Annotated in this window: 23 protein-coding genes; 11 read left to right on the top strand and 12 right to left on the bottom strand. The window is 69.6% G+C overall.

Annotated features, from left to right (window positions below):
• Nucleotides 1–148 precede the first annotated feature (148 nt).
• The 3 genes from AC07FN_RS40920 to AC07FN_RS40910 all read left to right on the top strand — a co-directional run bounded on the left by AC07FN_RS40920 (nucleotide 149) and on the right by AC07FN_RS40910 (nucleotide 2,596).
• Nucleotides 149–1,795, top strand: a complete 1,647-nt coding sequence (locus AC07FN_RS40920) for a glycosyltransferase family 87 protein (RefSeq protein ID WP_478400513.1) — start codon at nucleotides 149–151, stop codon at nucleotides 1,793–1,795.
• A 30-nt stretch (nucleotides 1,796–1,825) separates the two neighbouring features.
• Nucleotides 1,826–2,233: a hypothetical protein gene (locus AC07FN_RS40915; RefSeq protein WP_478400512.1), complete on the top strand. Its 408-nt coding sequence runs from the start codon at nucleotides 1,826–1,828 to the stop codon at nucleotides 2,231–2,233.
• Between the two features lie 171 nt (nucleotides 2,234–2,404).
• The gene (locus AC07FN_RS40910) at nucleotides 2,405–2,596 is read left to right on the top strand and encodes a PspC domain-containing protein (RefSeq protein WP_358568375.1); all 192 of its coding nucleotides are present in this window, start codon (nucleotides 2,405–2,407) and stop codon (nucleotides 2,594–2,596) included.
• 35 nt (nucleotides 2,597–2,631) lie between these two features.
• On the opposite strand, the gene AC07FN_RS40905 is transcribed toward AC07FN_RS40910, so the two are convergent.
• The 7 genes from AC07FN_RS40905 to AC07FN_RS40875 all read right to left on the bottom strand — a co-directional run bounded on the left by AC07FN_RS40905 (nucleotide 2,632) and on the right by AC07FN_RS40875 (nucleotide 8,160).
• Nucleotides 2,632–3,279, bottom strand: coding sequence for a hypothetical protein (locus AC07FN_RS40905; protein ID WP_478400511.1), 648 nt, complete (start codon nucleotides 3,277–3,279; stop codon nucleotides 2,632–2,634).
• Complete coding sequence (locus AC07FN_RS40900) at nucleotides 3,276–4,073, bottom strand: ABC transporter ATP-binding protein (protein ID WP_478400514.1); 798 nt, start codon at nucleotides 4,071–4,073, stop codon at nucleotides 3,276–3,278. The genes AC07FN_RS40905 and AC07FN_RS40900 overlap by 4 nt, the downstream gene beginning before the upstream one ends.
• 332 nt (nucleotides 4,074–4,405) lie before the next feature.
• Complete coding sequence (locus AC07FN_RS40895; protein ID WP_478400510.1) at nucleotides 4,406–5,821, bottom strand: M20/M25/M40 family metallo-hydrolase; 1,416 nt, start codon at nucleotides 5,819–5,821, stop codon at nucleotides 4,406–4,408.
• A 52-nt stretch (nucleotides 5,822–5,873) separates the two neighbouring features.
• A complete protein-coding gene (locus AC07FN_RS40890; protein ID WP_478400509.1) occupies nucleotides 5,874–6,521 on the bottom strand; it encodes a GOLPH3/VPS74 family protein in 648 nt (215 codons plus the stop codon).
• 10 nt (nucleotides 6,522–6,531) lie between these two features.
• Nucleotides 6,532–7,182 carry a GOLPH3/VPS74 family protein gene (locus tag AC07FN_RS40885; RefSeq protein WP_478400508.1) on the bottom strand — a complete coding sequence of 217 codons (651 nt, stop codon included), beginning with the start codon at nucleotides 7,180–7,182 and terminating at the stop codon, nucleotides 6,532–6,534.
• Nucleotides 7,183–7,232: 50 nt separating this feature from the next.
• Complete coding sequence (locus AC07FN_RS40880) at nucleotides 7,233–7,439, bottom strand: helix-turn-helix domain-containing protein (protein WP_478400507.1); 207 nt, start codon at nucleotides 7,437–7,439, stop codon at nucleotides 7,233–7,235.
• A 61-nt stretch (nucleotides 7,440–7,500) separates the two neighbouring features.
• Nucleotides 7,501–8,160, bottom strand: a complete 660-nt coding sequence (locus tag AC07FN_RS40875; RefSeq protein ID WP_478400506.1) for a GOLPH3/VPS74 family protein — start codon at nucleotides 8,158–8,160, stop codon at nucleotides 7,501–7,503.
• Between the two features lie 353 nt (nucleotides 8,161–8,513).
• Between AC07FN_RS40875 and pdhA the strand changes: the two genes are divergently transcribed.
• The 3 genes from pdhA (at nucleotide 8,514) to AC07FN_RS40860 (ending at nucleotide 12,327) form a co-directional block, all read left to right on the top strand.
• Nucleotides 8,514–9,731 (top strand): pyruvate dehydrogenase (acetyl-transferring) E1 component subunit alpha, encoded by a 1,218-nt coding sequence (pdhA, locus tag AC07FN_RS40870; RefSeq protein ID WP_478400505.1) that lies wholly within the window; start codon nucleotides 8,514–8,516, stop codon nucleotides 9,729–9,731.
• On the top strand, nucleotides 9,731–10,747 hold the full coding sequence (locus tag AC07FN_RS40865) for an alpha-ketoacid dehydrogenase subunit beta (RefSeq protein WP_478400504.1): 1,017 nt from the start codon (nucleotides 9,731–9,733) through the stop codon (nucleotides 10,745–10,747). The genes pdhA and AC07FN_RS40865 overlap by 1 nt, the downstream gene beginning before the upstream one ends.
• A gap of 236 nt (nucleotides 10,748–10,983) precedes the next feature.
• Nucleotides 10,984–12,327, top strand: coding sequence for a dihydrolipoamide acetyltransferase family protein (locus AC07FN_RS40860; RefSeq protein WP_478400503.1), 1,344 nt, complete (start codon nucleotides 10,984–10,986; stop codon nucleotides 12,325–12,327).
• Between the two features lie 51 nt (nucleotides 12,328–12,378).
• Here AC07FN_RS40860 and AC07FN_RS40855 read toward each other — a convergent pair whose 3' ends face one another.
• The 5 genes from AC07FN_RS40855 to AC07FN_RS40835 all read right to left on the bottom strand — a co-directional run bounded on the left by AC07FN_RS40855 (nucleotide 12,379) and on the right by AC07FN_RS40835 (nucleotide 15,874).
• Nucleotides 12,379–12,849, bottom strand: a complete 471-nt coding sequence (locus tag AC07FN_RS40855) for a pyridoxamine 5'-phosphate oxidase family protein (RefSeq protein WP_478400502.1) — start codon at nucleotides 12,847–12,849, stop codon at nucleotides 12,379–12,381.
• Between the two features lie 107 nt (nucleotides 12,850–12,956).
• Nucleotides 12,957–13,196, bottom strand: a complete 240-nt coding sequence (locus tag AC07FN_RS40850) for a hypothetical protein (RefSeq protein WP_478400501.1) — start codon at nucleotides 13,194–13,196, stop codon at nucleotides 12,957–12,959.
• A gap of 360 nt (nucleotides 13,197–13,556) precedes the next feature.
• Nucleotides 13,557–14,126 carry a hypothetical protein gene (locus tag AC07FN_RS40845; RefSeq protein ID WP_478400500.1) on the bottom strand — a complete coding sequence of 190 codons (570 nt, stop codon included), beginning with the start codon at nucleotides 14,124–14,126 and terminating at the stop codon, nucleotides 13,557–13,559.
• Nucleotides 14,127–14,777: 651 nt separating this feature from the next.
• A complete protein-coding gene (locus AC07FN_RS40840) occupies nucleotides 14,778–14,981 on the bottom strand; it encodes a DUF397 domain-containing protein (protein WP_478400499.1) in 204 nt (67 codons plus the stop codon).
• A gap of 20 nt (nucleotides 14,982–15,001) precedes the next feature.
• A complete protein-coding gene (locus tag AC07FN_RS40835) occupies nucleotides 15,002–15,874 on the bottom strand; it encodes a helix-turn-helix domain-containing protein (RefSeq protein ID WP_478400498.1) in 873 nt (290 codons plus the stop codon).
• A 150-nt stretch (nucleotides 15,875–16,024) separates the two neighbouring features.
• On the opposite strand from AC07FN_RS40835, the gene AC07FN_RS40830 reads away from it, so the two are divergent.
• From AC07FN_RS40830 to AC07FN_RS40810, 5 genes are all read left to right on the top strand, one after another.
• Nucleotides 16,025–16,381, top strand: coding sequence for a hypothetical protein (locus AC07FN_RS40830; RefSeq protein ID WP_478400497.1), 357 nt, complete (start codon nucleotides 16,025–16,027; stop codon nucleotides 16,379–16,381).
• Nucleotides 16,382–16,590: 209 nt separating this feature from the next.
• The gene (locus AC07FN_RS40825; protein ID WP_478400496.1) at nucleotides 16,591–16,836 is read left to right on the top strand and encodes a hypothetical protein; all 246 of its coding nucleotides are present in this window, start codon (nucleotides 16,591–16,593) and stop codon (nucleotides 16,834–16,836) included.
• 2 nt (nucleotides 16,837–16,838) lie between these two features.
• A complete protein-coding gene (locus AC07FN_RS40820) occupies nucleotides 16,839–17,210 on the top strand; it encodes an RNA polymerase-binding protein RbpA (RefSeq protein ID WP_478400495.1) in 372 nt (123 codons plus the stop codon).
• Nucleotides 17,210–17,548, top strand: a complete 339-nt coding sequence (locus tag AC07FN_RS40815) for a helix-turn-helix domain-containing protein (RefSeq protein ID WP_478400494.1) — start codon at nucleotides 17,210–17,212, stop codon at nucleotides 17,546–17,548. Before AC07FN_RS40820 ends, AC07FN_RS40815 begins: the two co-directional genes overlap by 1 nt.
• A 29-nt stretch (nucleotides 17,549–17,577) precedes the next feature.
• On the top strand, nucleotides 17,578–17,808 hold the full coding sequence (locus tag AC07FN_RS40810; protein ID WP_478400493.1) for a hypothetical protein: 231 nt from the start codon (nucleotides 17,578–17,580) through the stop codon (nucleotides 17,806–17,808).
• Nucleotides 17,809–18,184 lie beyond the last annotated feature (376 nt).

Genomic DNA, 18,184 nt, shown 5'->3' with positions numbered 1-18,184 from the left:
CCACACACACTGCGAGGGCCTGAGCCCGGTGCAATACCGGGCCCAGACCCTCGCTGCCTAGACTCTCAATTACCGAGTCCAACTTCCGGGGACCAGTTCAGGCGGCGGGTGCCCCTCCGCGTTGTTCGGCCCCAAGTAGCATCCGGGCGTGTCCACCTCGAACGAGCCCGCCAGCACCGAACCGGCGCCGACCCCCGGCGAGCGCGCGAGCTCGGCGGTGGACAGCGATTCCCTCGACCCCGCCGACCGCGTCGCGCCGACCTGGACGGAGCCGCTGGCGCAGAAGCTCAGCCGGCCCTTCGGCGGCAGGCTCGGGCGGCACGCGCAGGTCGGACGCCAGTGGTTCTGGACGCCGCTGCGGGTGATCCTGCTCCTCGCGGTGCTGGTGCTGGCCGCGTCGTGGCTGTTCAAGGCACCCTGCCAGGTCACCTACGACACCGGCAACGGGCCGCAGCTGGACTGGCGGAACAGCAAGCAGTACACCGCCATGTGCTACACCGACATCATCCCGCGCTACGGCATGGGCGACATCGCGCCGGACGACGCGTTCCCGTACAAGACGGCCTGGCTGGAGAACGCCGGCACGCCGCAGGAGAAGGTCCGGTACATGGAGTACCCGGTGCTGACCGGGGTGTTCCAGTGGATCAACGCGCGGGCCGCGGACGGTTGGGCGACCCTGGCGGGCTACGGCTGGCTGCCGACCGGTCTGACCAGCGTGCTGTACTTCAACATCTCGGCGTTCTGGCTGGCCGTGGCCTGGTTGGTGACGATCTGGGCGCTGGTGCTGCTGTGCCGCCGGCGAGTCTGGGACGCCGCGCTGGCCGCCGTGTCGCCGCTGGTCTTCGTGCACGCCTTCACCAATTTCGACGCCCTGGCCACGGCTTTCGGCACCGCCGGCCTGCTCGCGTGGGCGCGGCGCAGGCCCGTGCTGGCCGGGGTGTTGATCGGGCTCGGCGGCGCGGCGAAGCTCTACCCGCTGTTCTTCCTCGGCCCGCTGCTGGTGCTGGCCTGGCGCGCCGGGAAGATGGCGGACGCGCTGCGCACGGTGCTGGCCGCCGCGCTGGCCTGGCTGGTGGTCAACGTGCCGGTGCTTGTGCTCTACCCGGAGGGCTGGCGGGAGTTCTTCCGCCTCAACAACGAACGCCCGGCCGACCCGGACTCGCTGTACAACGTGCTGATGTACTTCACCGGCTGGGCGGGTTTCGACGGCCCGCTGCGGGACGGCGCCACGCCGACGGTGCTGAACGCGGTCAGCCTCGGCCTGTTCCTGGTCGCCTGCCTCGGCATCGGGTGGCTGGCGCTGGCCGCGCCGACCCGGCCGCGGCTGGCGCAGCTGTGCTTCCTGGTGGTCGCGGCGTTCCTGCTGACCAACAAGGTGTGGAGCCCGCAGTACTCGCTCTGGCTGGTGCCGCTGGCGGTGCTGGCGATTCCGCGCTGGCGGCTGCTGCTGACCTGGATGATCGTCGACGCCGCGGTGTGGGCGCCGCGGATGTACTACTACCTCGGCACCGGCAACAAGGGCCTGCCGGAGGGCTGGTTCCTGGGCGCTGTGGTGATCCGCGACGCGATGGTCGTCGCGCTGTGCGTGCTGGTCGTCCGGGAGATCGTGCGGCCGGAGCGGGACAAGATCCGCGCGGCGCTCGCGATGCGGGGCGGGCGGGAGCCGGGCGCGATCGACGACCCGTGCGGCGGCTTCCTGGACGGCACACGAGACCGATTCGTGTTACCCGGTGTCGCTCGTTGGGGTAAGGAACGGCCCGGGCAGGGGATGCGCACCTTAGCGTCGAGGCGGTGATCTTCCGCCACCGATGGAGGTGCTTCGCTGATGGTCGGCCGACGATCCCTCACCCTGGTGCTCACCGCGGCGGCCGCGCTGGCCGCGCCCACCGCGACCGCGTCGGCCGGGACGCCGCCGGGCGTGCTGGAAGTCCGCCTGGGCGAGGCGACCTGCCACGACCTGTCGCCGCTCACCGCGACGTTCCCGTGGTTGAGCCCGTTCTTCCCCGGTGACCTGAGCGCGTCGCCGCTGGTCCGCTACGAGATCCGCCGCGCGGCGGACGGGCTCGCGCCGTTCGAGGTGACCGTCGACGGCGAGCGGCGGGCCATCGGCACGGTCGGCCGCGGCGGCCTGGTTTCGGCGCAGGTCCCGCTGACCGGCGAGAAGGCGACCGAGGTCGTGGTGACCTCCGGCGGGCAGGTTCTGGCGAACCGCACCTACCACGCCCGCTGCTGATCGATCCGCCGAAGAGAGGTGCCCGCCCGGGTCCCCCGCCGGGCGGGAACCGGCGCGTCCGGGGTAGGCCCGCGGTCGGACCGGGCATCAGCCCGCGGTCGGATCCGGTTCAGGGGGATCTCGGGGTCGTCCCCTGACGCACCGCGGCGCCGACTCGGCGAGCATTGAGGCATGACGACGTACCGCATGGCACTGTCCCGGCCGAGCGACAAGGCGATGATCGCGGGGGTGTGCGCCGGTCTGGCCGACCGGTTCGGGATGAAGCCGTTCACCGTCCGCCTGCTGTTCCTGCTGTCCTGCCTGCTGCCCGGCCCGCAGTTCGTGATCTACATCGTGCTCTGGATCCTGATCCCGAAGCGCTGACCGGCCGAGGGCTTGCGGCCAGGCTAGGACCACCGCTAGGCGCGGCGGACGCACCAGGCCGTGACCAGCAGCGTGCTGGCGACCAGGCTGAAGACGGCGACGAGCGCGGACCGCACGAGCAGCGCGGCGCTCGTCGCGTCCGCGCTCAGCGCCAGCAGCAGCGGGAACGCCAGCGGAATCCACTTCGCCAGCAACGTGATCGCGAACAGCGCCGCCGCCGCGATCACCGTGTACCCGATGCGGCGGACGACCAGCCCGGAGCACGGCAGGGCGACGGCGATGCCGAACGCGGCGCACGCGACGTGCGCCAGCAGGCCGATGCCGAGATCGCCTGGCGGGTGGTCGAGCCCGTGCGAGATCTCCGCCCAGGCAACGGAAAGCACCGCGAGCCCGATCGAGCAGCACAGCACGGCCAGCACGACGCTCGCCAGCATCCGGGTCATCGATCCGGCGTGCGCGCGGGTGACCGTGCGCTGCACGACGTCCTCCACGTCGACCAGCGCGATCGTCAACCAGCCAGCCACGACGAGCAATCCCGCCGCGGTCACCGCGAAGCCGGGCAGCGCCGGGCCGTCGTTGTTGCTGTAGAAGATGGCCAGCAACGCGATGTAGAGCAGCACCGGCGGCAGGTAGCGCTGCGAGTGGCCGAGGATGGCCAGCTGGTAGCGGATCAGCGGGATCACCGCGCGGCCACCGAGAGCACCGCACAACCCTGCTCTATCGCCTTGAGCAGCAAGGATTCCCGAGCTTCCACGGTCACCACCAGCGTCACGTCCGAGTGGCCCGGGCGCACCGCCTGCACGCCGGGCTGCGCCGCCCAGTCGACGGATTCGCCGTCGCGCAACACGATCCGGCAAGTCTCGACCTCGGCTTCGAGCGGTTCGAGGCGCCCGTCGGCGAGCCGGTGCGAGCGGGTGGCCAGCGCCCGCACCGCTTCCGGCCGGTGGTCGGTGAACACGACGGCCGTGCCCGCCGCCGAGACCTCGCCGATCACCTCGGTGAGCACGCCGCGCGCATCGGGATCCAGGCCCGACCACGGTTCGTCCAGCACCAGGAGCTCGGGATCGCACAGCAGCGCCTGCGCGATCCCGACCTTCTGCGCGTTGCCCTTCGACAGCTCGCGCAGCGAGGTGTCCGGGCCGCCGGCGAGCGCGAAGCGGTCGAGCCAGCCGTCGGCCCGGGCAGTGGCCTCCATAGTGGACAGCCCGCCGATCCGGCCCAGGTGGCGGAGGTAGGCGCGGGCGCTCATCCGCTGCCGAGCGGGAAACCGGTCCGGCACGTACCCGATGCGCGGCCGCCCGGCGACGGTGCCGCCGGACGGCCGGGAGACCCCGGCGAGGATCCGCAGCAGCGTCGACTTCCCGGACCCGTTGGCGCCCAAGATCCCGACGGCCGCACCGGTCGGCACGTCGAGGTCAACGCCCTGGAGCACCGACCGGGCGCCATGGCGCTTGGTGACGCCCGAAAGCTCCCGCACCACCACGTCAGATCCCCTCGCAAGTCGTCCTCCGGTGCGCCGACACCCCGGAGGGACGCAATTTCAATGAGCGTTTTCCATCCTGGTCGGCCCGCAGCCGCGGGTCGTAAAGCCACACGTCGATGGGCTGTCGCATGCGCCGCAGGCGCATAGCCCACCTACGACACTCGCACCGCCGCGGGTTCTCAGAGGCTTCCTGGCGAGGACGGCCCTGACGCCGTGTATCGGACATACATAAGTCAGGGCACCCACAGACCAGGGAGCCTCTGAGGTTCCGCTACCCGCACCGCCACGCAGAACGAGGTTGGAAAACCTCAATGAAATTGCGGCGGTCAGCGGCGGGCGTGGGCGTCGAGGACGTAGGCGATGGCCGAGGTGACCTTGGCCGCGAAGGCCAGGTGCAACGACTCGTCCGGCACGTGCGCGTTGCTGTCCGGGCCGAGCGCGCCGGTCACCACGAACTGCGCGTCCGGGTAGGCGTTGTGCAGCAGGCCCATGAACGGGATCGAGCCGCCGAGGCCCATCGTCCGCCAGCCCGCGCCGAACACCTCGTCGCTCGCCTGGTCCAGCGCCGCGGCCAGCCACGGAGCGAGGTCGGGAGCGTTCCAGCCCAGCCCGGTCTCGGCGTGCCCGAAGGTCACCTTCGCGCCGTAGGGCACGTCGGTGGTCAGCCGCTCCTGGACCGCTCGGATCGCGGCCTCGGGGTCGGCGGTCGGCGGCAGCCGGAAGCTCAGCAGCAGCGTCGTGAAGGGCCGCAGCACGTTGCCCGCATCCGCGGGCTTCGGCAGCCCGTCTGCACCGATCACCGAGAGCGTCGGCCGCCAAGTGCTGTTCAGGGCGAGCTCGACCTCGTCCTCGTCGACCGGCCGCAACCCCTCCGGCCACGGCACGACGTTGCGCACCAGGCCGGGCACGGCCTCGATCGCGGCGCGCACCTCGGCGACCCGGTTCTCCGGGATCTGCACGGTCAGCTCGGGCACCAGGACCTCGCCGGTCGCGGAGTCCTCCAGCCGGTCCAGCAGCTCCCGCAGCACCCGGAACGAGCTGGGCGCGATGCCGCTGGCGATGCCGGAGTGCAGGCCGCTGTCGAGCACCTGCACCTTGACCTCGAGCTGCACCATGCCGCGCAGCGAGTTCGTCAGCCACAGCCGGTCGTAGTCGCCCGCGCCGGAGTCCAGGCACACCACCAGCGACACGGCGCCGAGCCGGTCGGACAGGTGCTCCAGGTAGGCGGGCAGGTCGGGGCTGCCGGACTCCTCGCCGGTCTCCAGCAGCACCACGCAGCGCGCGTGCGCGCCGTCGTGTGCGCGGACCGCCTCGATGGCGGTGATCGCCGCGTACCCGGCGTAGCCGTCGTCGGCGGAGCCGCGGCCGTACAGCCGGCCGTCGCGGACCACCGGCGTCCACGGCCCGAGGCCCTCGGACCAGCCGCCGACCGGCGGCTGCTTGTCGAGGTGGCCGTAGAGCAGCACCGTCTCGTCGGGCGCGCCCTCGCTGGCCGGAATGTCCACCAGGAGCAGCGGGGTGCGTTCCGGCAGCCGCACGACCTCGATGTTCGCGCCGGCGATGTTCCGCGCCGCGACCCACGCCCGCAGGTGCTCGATGGCGGCGTCGAGATGCCCGGAGGCGACCCACTCGGAGTCGAAGGAGGGCGAGATCGCCGGGATCTTCACCAGCTCGGAGAGGCTCGGCAGGACGGATTCGTCCCACGCCTGGTCAACGGTCTTCGCTACGGCTGCACGATCCACACCGCGATCCTATGCCCGCTCCCACCTGGTCGTCGTGGATGGCCGGAACTGCTCAGCAGCCCCCTGGGGCGTCAAAAATCGCAGGGAACACGAGGAACATGCCAGCCTGGGCATCGGCGGACCGCCGGTCCTCGGTGTGGATCGCCACGATCGCCTGCCCGATCGGGTCGTGCTGCCCGAACACCGCCAGCGCCGCCCGGTCCGCCGGGAACGGGATCAGGTCGTCACCGAGCCCGCTGCCGTGCACGATCCCGGCGAGCGCGACGGTGCGCGGATCCTGTTCCGCCCAGCCGTTCAGCAGGTGCCGGAGTCGGGTGAGCACCGGATCGCGGACCTCCGGGTCCGGCACGTATCGCGTGCCACCCGACGGGTGGCTGGCCGCTTCGGGCCGGAGTAGCCCGGCCCGGACGAGGTGGTTCAGCCACGATTCGTACAGGAGCGCCTGGTCCCTCAGGCAGTCGGTCAGCGAGATCGCCGACGGCCGCTGGATCAGCTTGCCCAGCAACGGATCCAGGAACGGGTGCGTCGTCGGAGTCGGATCGGTGACGAAGATGTAGCCGCGGTCGATCGCGATGCGGCGGTGCAGGGCGAGCTCGCCGATCACGCCCGCGGCGACGGCGAGCCTGGTCGACGAGCCGTACTCGTGCCCCGCGGGCGTGCGGCCGATCAGCGTCAATTCCTCGGGCAGGATCCGTGCCACGATCGTTCCTTCAGCTGCCGCTTCCCACGGCCGCGGAGGTGGTGGCCGCGATGGCTCCGGCGCTGATCGCCGCGGTCGCGGCCGCGACCGCGGCCTCCACCGCCTTGCCGAGCTGCTCGCCCTTGCTGATCTCCTTCAGCCGCTTGCGCTCCGCTCGCTCCAACCCGAGCGACCGGACCAGGTTGGTCGCGTGCACCATCGCCGCGAGCAGCGCCCGGCGGTTGTCCAGCGCGATCTCGTCGCGGGCGACCGCGCGCAGTTCGGCGATCAGCGCCTGCCGCGCCCCGGGGTCGGGGAAGTACTTGTCGTACGGGATGAACAGCACCGACTTCTCCTCGCGGCGCATCAGGCCCCGTTCCGCGAGGGCGGCGCAGTGCACCTTGCGCGCGCTCTTGCGGTGCTGGATGAAGCTCTGCGCGGCCACCGGCTTGTTCGCCGGCCCCGCCTTCTTGACCAGGTATGCCATGCAGTCGTCGAACCAGCCGATGCCGCTCGGGCTCGCGTCGAGCACCTGGATCTTCTTCCGGACGAAGTCGATCCGGTGCTGCAGCACGAGCTCGCCGAGTTCCGCTGCGCCGGCGTAGTCGGACATCGAGTAGTACGAGCCGTTGTCCTTCTGGAGCAGCAGCGCGAACTCTTCGGGCAGGGTCAGCGTGGTCATGCCGCCCAGTCTCGCAGCGAATCGCGGCCGACGCGGCCGAATCGGACCGGCTAGACGCGGCCCATCGCCGCCAGGAAGCGCATCGCCAGCGGTTCGGCGGGCACGATCTCCTCGGCCTCGAAGCGGGCGACCTCGGCTTCCGGCACCCCGGCCGCTTCGGCGAGCTCGGCGGGCGTCCAGCCCTGCTCCTGGCGGACTACGCGCACCAGCCGCACCAGCTCTTCGGTGTCGTGCGGGTGCTCAGCGGGCTCGGCCATGGGAAGCGCTCTCTGCGTCCAGGATCCGGTCCCTTCCCAACATGGCCAGCGGCGGCGGGGTTCAGCCGCCCGCCGCGACGATGATCGCGGGGACCGCCGTGATCGCCGCCAGCGCCGCCGAGACCGCCGCGCCGACGGCGTTGCCCAGGTCCTCGGTCTCCGCGATCGACTTCAGCCGGTTCCGCTGCGCGCGGTCGAAGTCGAGCAGGTACACCAGCCCGCTGCGGTAGGTCACCGCGCTGAGCAGCGCCAACCGCTCGTCGACCGGCCGCCGGCCGGCGGCCAGTTCGTGCAGCTCGGAGACCAGCGCGCCGTGGACACCGCGATCCGGGTGGTAGCGGTCGTCCGGCAGCACGCCCAGGAACTTCCGCCGTTCGCGGCGCAGGAGCCCGTGCTCGACCAGCACGTGGCGATGCGTCGCGAACGTGCCGGTGCGCCCCGCCAGCCACCAGCTCAGGTCGATCGGCCGGTTCGGTCGCCCGGCCCGTTGCCGGAAGTCCTCGAACAGCCGGTCCATCCACGGCAGTCCGCTCGAACCGGAGTCGACCAGGCGCATCGCCGTGCCGGTCAGCTCGACGCGGCCCCGCAGGACCAGCTCGCCGATCTCGGCCGCGGCGGTCGCCGTGTTCGGGTTCGCGCTGACGAAGTAGGTGCCGTTGTCCTTGTGCAGCAGCAGGACGAACTCGTCGGGCAGCGCGAGCGGGTTGGGGAACTCGGCCATGGGTCCAGTTTGTCCTATTTTCACCGCCGGAGACACCGGCTTCGCAATATCGGTACCGCGATGGTCCACAAAGCATTAGTCGGACCTCCATTACTTCGATGACCTGCGGTTTTGCCTTTTCTGGCGGCGAACTACGGTGATCACACGGGAGGACGCCGACCGGGCCGCGGTCGGGCCGAATCCCTGTGGCAGGGCTCACGAAGACGACCGGTTTCGTGCCAGGATGACGGGGAGCGATCCAACCGCTCCGGCCGGAACGCCAGGCGATCCACCAGATCACCTGCGGTTTCGCCGGGGCAGTCGGGCCACACCGCCACAAGCGGGTGGGCCGGCGCGACACGAGGAGATCACGCATGTCCCCCGAGCAATGGACGCGACCCAAGACCGAAGGCACCACCGGCCCCCCTGCCGCTGTCGCAGCGAAACCCACACGGGAGCAGGTGATCGCCGGTTTGCGCGCCACGAGCGAAGGTGGAGCTGACCTGGTTCAGCTACTCACCCCAGAAGGTCAGCGGGTCGAACACCCGGACTTCGACATCGACGTCTCCGATGCGCAGCTGCGCGACCTGTACCGGGACATGGTGCTGGTGCGCCGCGCCGACCGGGAGGGCAACGCCCTGCAGCGCCAGGGCCAACTGGGCATCTGGGTGCCGTTGCTCGGCCAGGAAGCCGCCCAGATCGGGGCCGGCCGGGCGCTGAAGCCGCAGGACATGGCCTTCCCCAGCTACCGCGAGCACGGCGTCGCCTGGTGCCGCGGCATCGATCCGACAGACCTGCTGGGCATCTTCCGCGGCACCGACCACGGCAGCTGGGACCCGGTCGACACCCGGTTCCACCTGTACACGATCGTCATCGGCAACCAGTGCCTGAACGCCACCGGCTACGCGATGGGCCAGCGCTTCGACGGCAAGGTCGGCGAGCCCGACGGCGAGGCCACCATGGTCTTCTTCGGTGACGGCGCCACCAGCCAGGGCGACGTGCACGAGGCGATGGTGTGGTCGGCCGTCTACGACGCGCCGGTGGTCTTCTTCTGTCAGAACAACCAGTGGGCGATCTCCGAGCCGCTGGAGCGCCAGACCCGCGTGCCGCTCTACCGGCGCGCCAGCGGGTACGGCTTCCCCGGCATCCGGGTGGACGGCAACGACGTGCTGGCCAGCCTCGCGGTCAGCAAGTGGGCGCTGGACGAGTGCCGCCAGGGCAACGGCCCGGTGCTGATCGAGGCGTTCACCTACCGGATGGACGCGCACACCACCTCCGACGACCCGACCCGGTACCGGCTGGCCGACGAGCACGAGGCCTGGAAGCTCAAGGACCCGATCGAACGGCTGCGCGTGCACCTGGTCCGCGAGCAGATCGCCGACCAGGGCTTCTTCGACGGCGTCGACGCCGAGGCCGACGAGCTCGCCGCCCGGCTGCGCGACTTCTGCTTCAACATGCCCGAACCACCGCCCGAACGGATGTTCTCCGAGGTCTACGCCGAGGAAACCCCGCAGCTGGCCGCCCAGCGCGAGGACTACCTGCAGTACCTGGCCGGATTCGCCGACGAGGCGATGGCAGGAGGTGTGCGCTGATGGCCGCGCCCGCGTTGGAACGCCCGACCGCCACGGCGGGGACCCAGACCGTCACGATCGCCAAGGCGCTGAACATGGGCCTGCGTGCGTCGCTGGAACGCGACCCGAAGGTCCTGGTGATGGGCGAGGACGTCGGCAAGCTCGGCGGCGTCTTCCGGATCACCGACGGCCTGCAGAAGGACTTCGGCGAGCACCGCGTGCTGGACACCCCGCTGGCCGAGTCCGGCATCATCGGCGCCGCCATCGGGCTGGCCATCCGCGGCTACCGCCCGGTGTGCGAGATCCAGTTCGACGGCTTCATCTTCCCCGGCTTCGACCAGATCGTCTCCCAGCTGGCCAAGCTGCACTTCCGCAGCCAGGGCAAGCTGAAGATGCCGGTCGTGGTGCGGGTGCCCTTCGGCGGCGGCATCGGCGCCGTCGAGCACCACTCGGAGTCGCCGGAATCGCTGTTCGCGCACATCAGCGGCCTGAAGGTGGTGTCCTGCTCGAACCCGGTGGACGCCTACTGGATGCTGCAGCAGGCCATCGAGTGCGACGACCCGGTGCTGTTCTTCGAGCCGAAGCGCCGCTACTACGAGAAGGCCGAGCTCGACCCGAGCACGCCGCCGATCCCGCTGTTCAGCTCGCGCGTGGCGCGCGCCGGTTCGGCGGTGACCGTGGCGGCGTACGGGCCGATGGTCCGCACCTGCCTCGACGCGGCGGCCGCGGCGGCCGAGGACGGGCTGGAGCTGGAGGTCATCGACCTGCGCACGCTGTCGCCGCTGGACCTGGACCCGGTGTTCGAGTCGGTGCGCCGCACCGGCCGGCTGGTGCTGGTCAGCGAGGCCCCGGCGGAGGCCTCGGTCACCTCGGAGATCGCCACGAGGGTGCAGCAGGAGTGCTTCTACTCGCTGGAGGCCCCGGTGCTGCGCGCGACGGGCTTCGACACGCCCTACCCGCCCAGCAAGCTGGAGGAGGGCTACCTGCCCGACCTGGATCGGGTACTCGACGCGGTCGACCGCTCGTTGGCGTACTGACAGGCCTGTCTCCGGACTCGTTCTGCGTAGCGGTGCGGGTGGCGGAACCTCAGACGCCTTCTCGCTGTGGGATCCCCGACATCATGAATGCCAATTCACCACGTCGGGGCTGTCCTCGCGAGAAGACGCCTGAGAACCCGCGGCGGTGCGAGCTGCGAGAGCGGGCCAAGCGGCTTCGCCGCTTCAAAGACAAAATCAAGACCGAGTTCGCCAACAGGCTCTGAAGGAGTCGTTCGATGGCACTGAAGCACTTCCCGCTGCCCGACGTCGGCGAGGGGCTGACCGAAGCGGAAATCCTCGGCTGGCGCGTCCAGCCCGGTGACGCCGTCACCGTCAACCAGGTGATCGTCGAGATCGAGACGGCCAAGGCGTCCGTCGAGCTGCCCTGCCCGTGGGCCGGCACGGTCCGCGAGCTGCTCGTCGAGCCGGGGCAGACCGTCGAGGTCGGGTCGCCGATCATCGCGATCGACCTCGAAGGCTCGGCCGGTGGAGCCGCCCCCGCCGAGGGGTCCGGCAAGATCGGCGAGGAGTCCAACGGCCGCATCGCCACGCTGGTCGGCTACGGCCCGCGGACGGCGAGCGCCAAGCGCCGCCCGCGCAAGGGCCGGGCGCCCGCCGCCGCGCAGGTCGTGGAGGTTCCGGTGCCCGAACCGGTCGCGGTGGAGCCGGTGCCCGAACCGGTCGTGGTGGAGCCGGTGGCGCAGCAGGGCGGCTACGTGCCGCTGGCGAAGCCGCCGGTGCGCAAGCTGGCCAAGGACCTCGGCGTGGACCTGACCGCGCTCAGCGGGTCCGGGACCGGCGGCGTGATCACCCGCGAGGACGTGCAGTCCGCCGCGAGCGGCGCGACCGCCGGGCTGCCCGTGGCGGCCGAAGCGCCGGCCGGGCGGGAGCGGCGGGTGCCGATCAAGGGCGTCCGCAAGGCGACCGCGCAGGCGATGGTGGACAGTGCGTTCACCGCCCCGCACGTCACCGAGTTCCTCACCATCGACGTCACGCCGATGATGGAGCTGCGGGAACGCCTGAAGTCGCACCCGGAGTTCCGCGGCGTCAAGGTCACGCCGCTGGCGTTCGCGGCGAAGGCCGTGTGCCTCGCGGCCCGCCGGACCCCGGACGTCAACGCCACCTGGGACGGGGCGGCCGGCGAGATCGTCTACAAGGACTACGTGCACCTGGGCATCGCGGCGGCCACGCCGCGCGGCCTGGTGGTGCCCAAGGTCCGCGACGCCGACCGGATGTCCCTGAAGGAGCTGGCGGAGGCGCTGGAGCGGCTCGCCACGACCGCGCGGGAGGGCAAGACGACCCCGGCGGAGATGGTGGGCGGCACGATCACGATCACCAACGTCGGCGTGTTCGGCGTCGACACCGGGACGCCGATCCTCAACCCGGGCGAGTCCGCGATCCTCGCGCTCGGCGCGATCCGCGACATGCCGTGGGTGGTGGACGGCCAGGTGGTGCCCCGGAAGGTCTGCCAGCTGGCGCTGAGCTTCGACCACCGGGTGGTCGACGGCCAGCAGGGCTCCCAGTTCCTCGCGGACGTCGGAGCGCTCCTGGCCGACCCGAGCATGGCCATCACGTACTGATCCGCACCGAGCAGGCGCCTTCCGCCAGCAGCACCGGTGGAAGGCGCCTTCTCACGCGCGCTTGAAGGTGCGGACGCCTTCGGCCGGCGTCCAGTGCCGGATGACCAGGTGGGTCTGGTCGTCGGAGAGGCCGGTGGTGGTCACCTCGGCGAGATCCAGGTGGAAGAGGTGCGAGTCCTCGCTCGGCGGCTTGGCCTCCTCGATCCAGGCCCGCAGCTCGTCGCCGGTGACCTCGACCGCCCGGCCGGCGATCTTCACGTCCGGGGCCGCCATCGAACCGTCGCCGGGGTTGGCGTGCAGCGCGAACCGCTGATCCCGACGCAGGTCCAGGGCCTTCTTGGCGCCGGGCATGGAGCCCAGCGTGAGTTCCGGGCCGCGCCAATCGACCTCCGTGCCGCTGACCCGCGGCGAACCGTCCCGGCGCAGCGTGGCCAGCACGTGGTGCTTGGCCGCCTCCAACCGCGCCCGGACGCTTTCCGCCAGTTCGGGCGCTTGCTCCGCGAATTCCTGCCACGACGTCATGCGCGCCATGTTGGCAGGCGGCACCGACACTCGCGGGACGCGGCGAACGGCCTGTTCACCTCGTCTTGCGAGGCGAACAGGCCGTTCGCGGCAAAACCGGAACCGGGTCAGTCGCCCTTGCGGCGCCGTCCGCCGCGCCGGGATCCGCCGCCCGCCGATGCCGTCGCCGCCACCGGCTCGGCCGCCTCCGCGGGCTCGTCCGCCGACGACTTCTGCTCGTCGTACTCGCGGAGGAAGTCGAACGCGTGCTTGTCGAAGTCGTGGATGTCGATCTCGGGCAGCTCGCCGAGCTCGTTGTTCAGTTCCCGGAAGATCGGTGTCTCCAGGTCAGGGGTGGTCTTCTTCACCGCTTCGCCCTCCCGTTCACTCTCGAAGCTGTGGCCGGGCCGCCGCGCGCGACGTCGTCGCCCACCGCGTCCCGTTCCGAGCCCTCCCCGAGGAGCTCGCCCGGCGCAGCCGGACACCGCGAGGTGCCCGTCCCACGTCGGTGTGACGTGCGCCGAGGCGGATGATGACTCCACCGACGACGACATTCATCCATTCGGACCAGTCCCATGGTGCACTTGCCGTGTGGCGCCGATGCACGGGCCCACGAAATGGTGCACTGCTCCTATTCAACCCGCGCACACTTTGTGCAATTCCGCACCGTGGCGAGCGCCACTCCGCGAACCCGGGCAAACCATGGCCAACCGAGCTTTCCGGGGCCGCTAACGGAGCTGGCCGAGGATCTGGCTGTGGGTGCCCCAGAGCACCTGGAGGTTCTGCTTCCGCATGTTCTCGAACGAGTCGTCCCCGCCGATGAAGATCGGGACCGCGTTCCCGACGCACTCGTCGAAGGCCAGCGGGAGCTGACCCGGGTACTCCGCCGCCCACTCGCCGAAATGCCGCTCGCCGAGGTCCTTGACGTCGATGAGCACGTCGTCGTGGAACCGGGAGAAGGCGACGGGGAACGGGCTCACCTCGCCGGTGTTGGGGTTGAGCAGCAGGACGTGCGGATGGTCGGGCGTCCCGGACCCGGTGTCGATGGCCCATTGCTGCCCGAGCCAGTCGAAGCCGAAGCAGGCCACCCGCCCGTCCAGCTCGGGGAACGCGTCCACGACGTAGCCGTCGATCACCGCCGCGCTCGCCGGGGTGTGCACCCGGTACAGCCCGTCGTCGAAGGTGCTGCCGCCGAGCTGCGAGAACAGCGGCGCGAGGACGGGGTGGACGGAGCCGGGGACCTCCTGCCCGCCGCCGGCGGCGGTGAGCCGGTAGGCGTCGAGGAACTGTTCGAACATGCCGCGATGCTGGCACCGCCGAACGGCCGGCGGAGCGGCTTTCGAAGATCGGGCCGCCGCGAGAACCCGCGACGGCCCGGCGGGCTCAGGCGATGTGCTTGCCGGAGATGGCCCTGGCCACCACCAGCTGCTGGATCTGCTCGGTGCCCTCGAAGATGTCGTAGATCTTCGTCAGCGGAGATCGCTACTTGCGACAAGATCGCGCTTAGGGTCTCTGACCTGCGCATTGTCCGTTTGCTCGCGGCGGCCGTTGTTGGGCGCAGAGGAGCATGCGACGGAACAGAGACGGAACGCGCGAAGCGGGCGGAGGACGCAACTGTGATCACTCGGGAACAGGTCCAAGCTGCGTACCGCGAAGGGTATGCGGCCGGCGAGTCCAGGCAGCCACCAGGCCCGAACCCGTACGCGCCTGAGCACGTGCCACCGTGGCGCCTGCCAATCGACGCGCATGAGCGCTATCTGTTCGAGCGGCGGCGCAGGTACGAACTCATCCTCGCCCGCGTGTGGCGGGCTGGCTTCGACAAGGGGCGCGATGTCTGCTTCGAGCGGCATCGCGCCCAGCGGGCCGCACGACGCCGTTCTGCGCAAACCTGAGGCGACAACGCGAAGCGGGGGCTTGCCTGGTCGGCAGCCCCCGCTTTTGTCGTTCGGTCAGCGGTCGAAACGACCGGACTTCAGGTTGGAGATGAAGGCAGCCCAGGTGCCGCGGCCGAACGCCAGGACCGGGCTTGCCTCGCCGAGCTTGGAGTCACGAACTCCTCGCGCGGGGGCGGCGTCACCAACCTCGACACAGTTGTTCGGGTTGCCTGTGCTCCGGCTGGACTTGCGCCAGTTGGTGAACGTCAATGCGCTCATGTCCTCAGCCCCTCTTGCTGCTAGGTGGCGTCGTACTCCTCGGCTACGCGACGCATCAGGTCACGCGATGCCATTGGGTCCAACGCTGCACCTACAAGTCGATTCCACAACGTAGCGTAGGCGTCGACGTCACTCGGGTGGTCGAGGTACCTGCCGTCCGTGTATTCCTCGACGTAGACGAACTCCAACGGGCCGGCTTGCCCAGGCGAAGGCACCCGATAGGTCGTGAAGTTGTAAACGGGCGCGACCGGTGTTCGAGCCTCGAACGGGATGACCTGCATCTGAACGTTCGGAAGCTCGGCGCACTTGATGAGGTGCGTGATTTGGTCGCGCATCACGTCACGGCTGCCGACGACCCTGCGCAATGCTGATTCGGACAACACGAAACCGACGTCTGGAGGGTTCTCGGTGGTCAAGATCGTCTGCCGTTCGAGTCGTGCCTTGATCGCGTCGTCGGTCCCCTGGTCAACCGGGCGAACTTCGGCGTCGACGAACAGCGAGCGCATGTATGCCTCGGTCTGCAGCAAGCCGGACACGAGCTCGGTTTGGTACCAGTGGATGGCCGAGGCGTCGCGCTCAAGGTCAACTGCCATCCGGAAGTGCTTCGCGTACACCGAGCGGTAGCCGGACCAGCGACCTCGTTGCTCGTTTCCCTTGGCCAGGTCAAGAACCCATGCGGTGTCCTCGCAGTTGGAGATCTTGCTCCGGTAGAAGTCGAGCAGATCCCCAAGCTGACGTTGCGTCAGTGCCGTCTGTCCGAGTTCGAGCCTGCTGATCGTGCTCGTCGTCCGTTCGACGATCTTCGCGGCGTTCTCGATGGTCTCGTTCGCGAGCTCGCGAAGGTGTCGGAGCTCGTTGCCGAGCTGAAGGCGCCGCACGGTCGGGGTTGCCATACGTCAGAGCTTCCCACTTGACCGCAACCTGACATCTCACACGTATGTGTGCATTCCCTCAATGGGAATGCATGGTTTACTGCTACGGTCTTGATCCAACGGGAATGCACGATGGGAATGCACTGTACGTACGCTGGGAGGTCGGCAGCGATGGAGGAGTCTTGGTTGCATCCGCATCTCGATGCACTGCGAGCGAGCGTGCAGGCCGGTTTTCGGTTCCTGCACCTGCCGAGTGTTGGCAATGTCTTTGCTGTTCAGGGCATGCGGGTCAGTCATGGGGCGATGGACATGTTCCAGGCGGGCGCCGCTGACGACGCCATCGCTGCACGGTTTCGGATTGAGGATCTTGAACTCGGTTCTCCGCCGGCCGTTTGGCACAAGCGTGGTCCGGTTGCTGACGTGGTTCTGGCGTTGCTTGAGCTACCGCCGCACGATTCGCCGGGCGCCCCTCGCCTGGCGGGTTCGCCGGTTTCTGATCTGTGGTTGCCCGGCGATGCGCTGCCGTGACCAGGCTCCGGCCGGATGTGGTGTGCCCGGGGTTGTTCACCGCCCGGTTGCATCGCGTGTCGCCGGAGAACGTCGAGCGGTTGTTGTTCGGGCCGGATCGGGTCCGGCTCGCTCTTGCTGATTGCGGTGCTGCGTGTACGCCGCCGCATCCATCTGTGGTCGGGCGCCTGCCGAGGTGCTCGCGATGTTTCGGAAAGGACTGAACTGGGGTGTCTTCTTTACTTCTGTTTCTGGCCGGCTTGTTGCCCGGTGCCGGGCTGCTGCTGTTTGTCGCGTGGCGGATGCAGATCGCCGAGCCAGGTGGTCAGCATGCCAGCGCTGGTGAGGGCGCGCTGACGGTGGCGCACCTGCTCGACCGGGTCGCGAAAGAGCACGGGCAGGTAGCCGAGAGCACCGGGCGGCATGCGCTGCGTGAAGACGTTGCAGCGAAGATCGCCGCGATTGTCGGGATCTAGGCATGGGTGCCGGTTTCACGGCTCACGTGGTTCCGATACTGCGCACGAGTTACCAGCGTCCGGAGGATTACGAGCCTGTCGAGCGGGTTGTCGAGACATACGCCTGCCCCGCCGGTGACACGTTCACTGTTGTTCTCGTCGCTGGCTGCGAGCGGCCGGAAACGTGGGAGTGCCGACGGCACGGCCTCGCTGCCGTTCGCGCTGACCTACCGTCGGCCACCAGCGAAACCGGAAGTGCGCGATTGCCCGGGGCTCCGCAGGGCCTTGCATCGAAAACGCATCTGGATTACGTGCGGGAACGTCGTACCGAGGGCGAACTTCGGGAGCTTCTCTGCGAGCGGCTCGCCCTGCTTGCCGCCGGGCGGTGTTGGTGATGACCGGTCGCACGGTCCGCCGCTGCCAGGTGCGGTGCCCGTCAACCCCGCCAGGCAAGAAACCGCGATCACAAGGGGTGGCTATGCGGAAAATTCAGCGACGTGCCCGGGTAACCGGGCCGGCCAGGGAAAAGTTGGCGGCTGAACTCAAACGTCATTACGACGGCGGAACAAGCATCCGGCAACTGGCCGAGTTGTCCGGCCGGTCCTATGGGGCTGTGCGCCTGCTGCTCCAAGAAGCCGGCGCCGAGTTCCGTCCGCCTGGCGCTCCCTCTCAAACGGCGATGGACTCTACGCCGCAGTGTCCAGAACCGATCTTGTCCCGTGTCGCGCTATGAGCAGGAGAGGACCGAAGCGGTTTCTGCCGATGGCCTGGCGGGTCGAACGCGTCTCGCCGACCGAGGTCTACACGTTCCGTTGGGGTCGAGGCTCCGGCGTTCTCACCGTTCATCGCGGCGACATCGGTAGCTCGCACGACAACGACCAGCTCATCGACACAGTCCACATCGGATCCGACTGGGCGGACGAGTCGGATGTCGCCACTCAGGCACGCCTGTGGCTGCGCTCGCGCATCGGCCCGCGCCGCTGGAGCGCATGAATCACCCGAGACTCCGCTCGATGTTGCTGCCCCCGACCTCCGGCATCGAGCGGACGGCCGGTCGGTGCGGCGCCTCCCAGGGCACCGACCGGCCACCCATCCCACCCGTATGCGAAAGGAATCCCATGGCTAACTCGCCTGACGACCGACCAGAGGTCACAGGACCGCCAATCCCGGTACCGGTCGATATTGACCCCATTGCCACCGGCATCGGTCACGATGTCGACGAGGAGCAGGAACCCGATGTCGGGGATTGAGTAGTTCGGCTCTGTCACGGGATCTGGCCGGCGCGGTAGAGATGATCTACAGCGTCGGCCTTTGTCGTGCTTGGGCTTTTCGGGTGACGTGTTGTCGAGGTCGACTGGGAGCGAGATCA

It is taken from the genome of Saccharopolyspora sp. NPDC045941 (genome assembly GCF_056431445.1).
The sequence above is the reverse complement of the archived record's forward strand: the minus strand, read 5'-3'. Positions and strand labels throughout refer to the sequence as shown.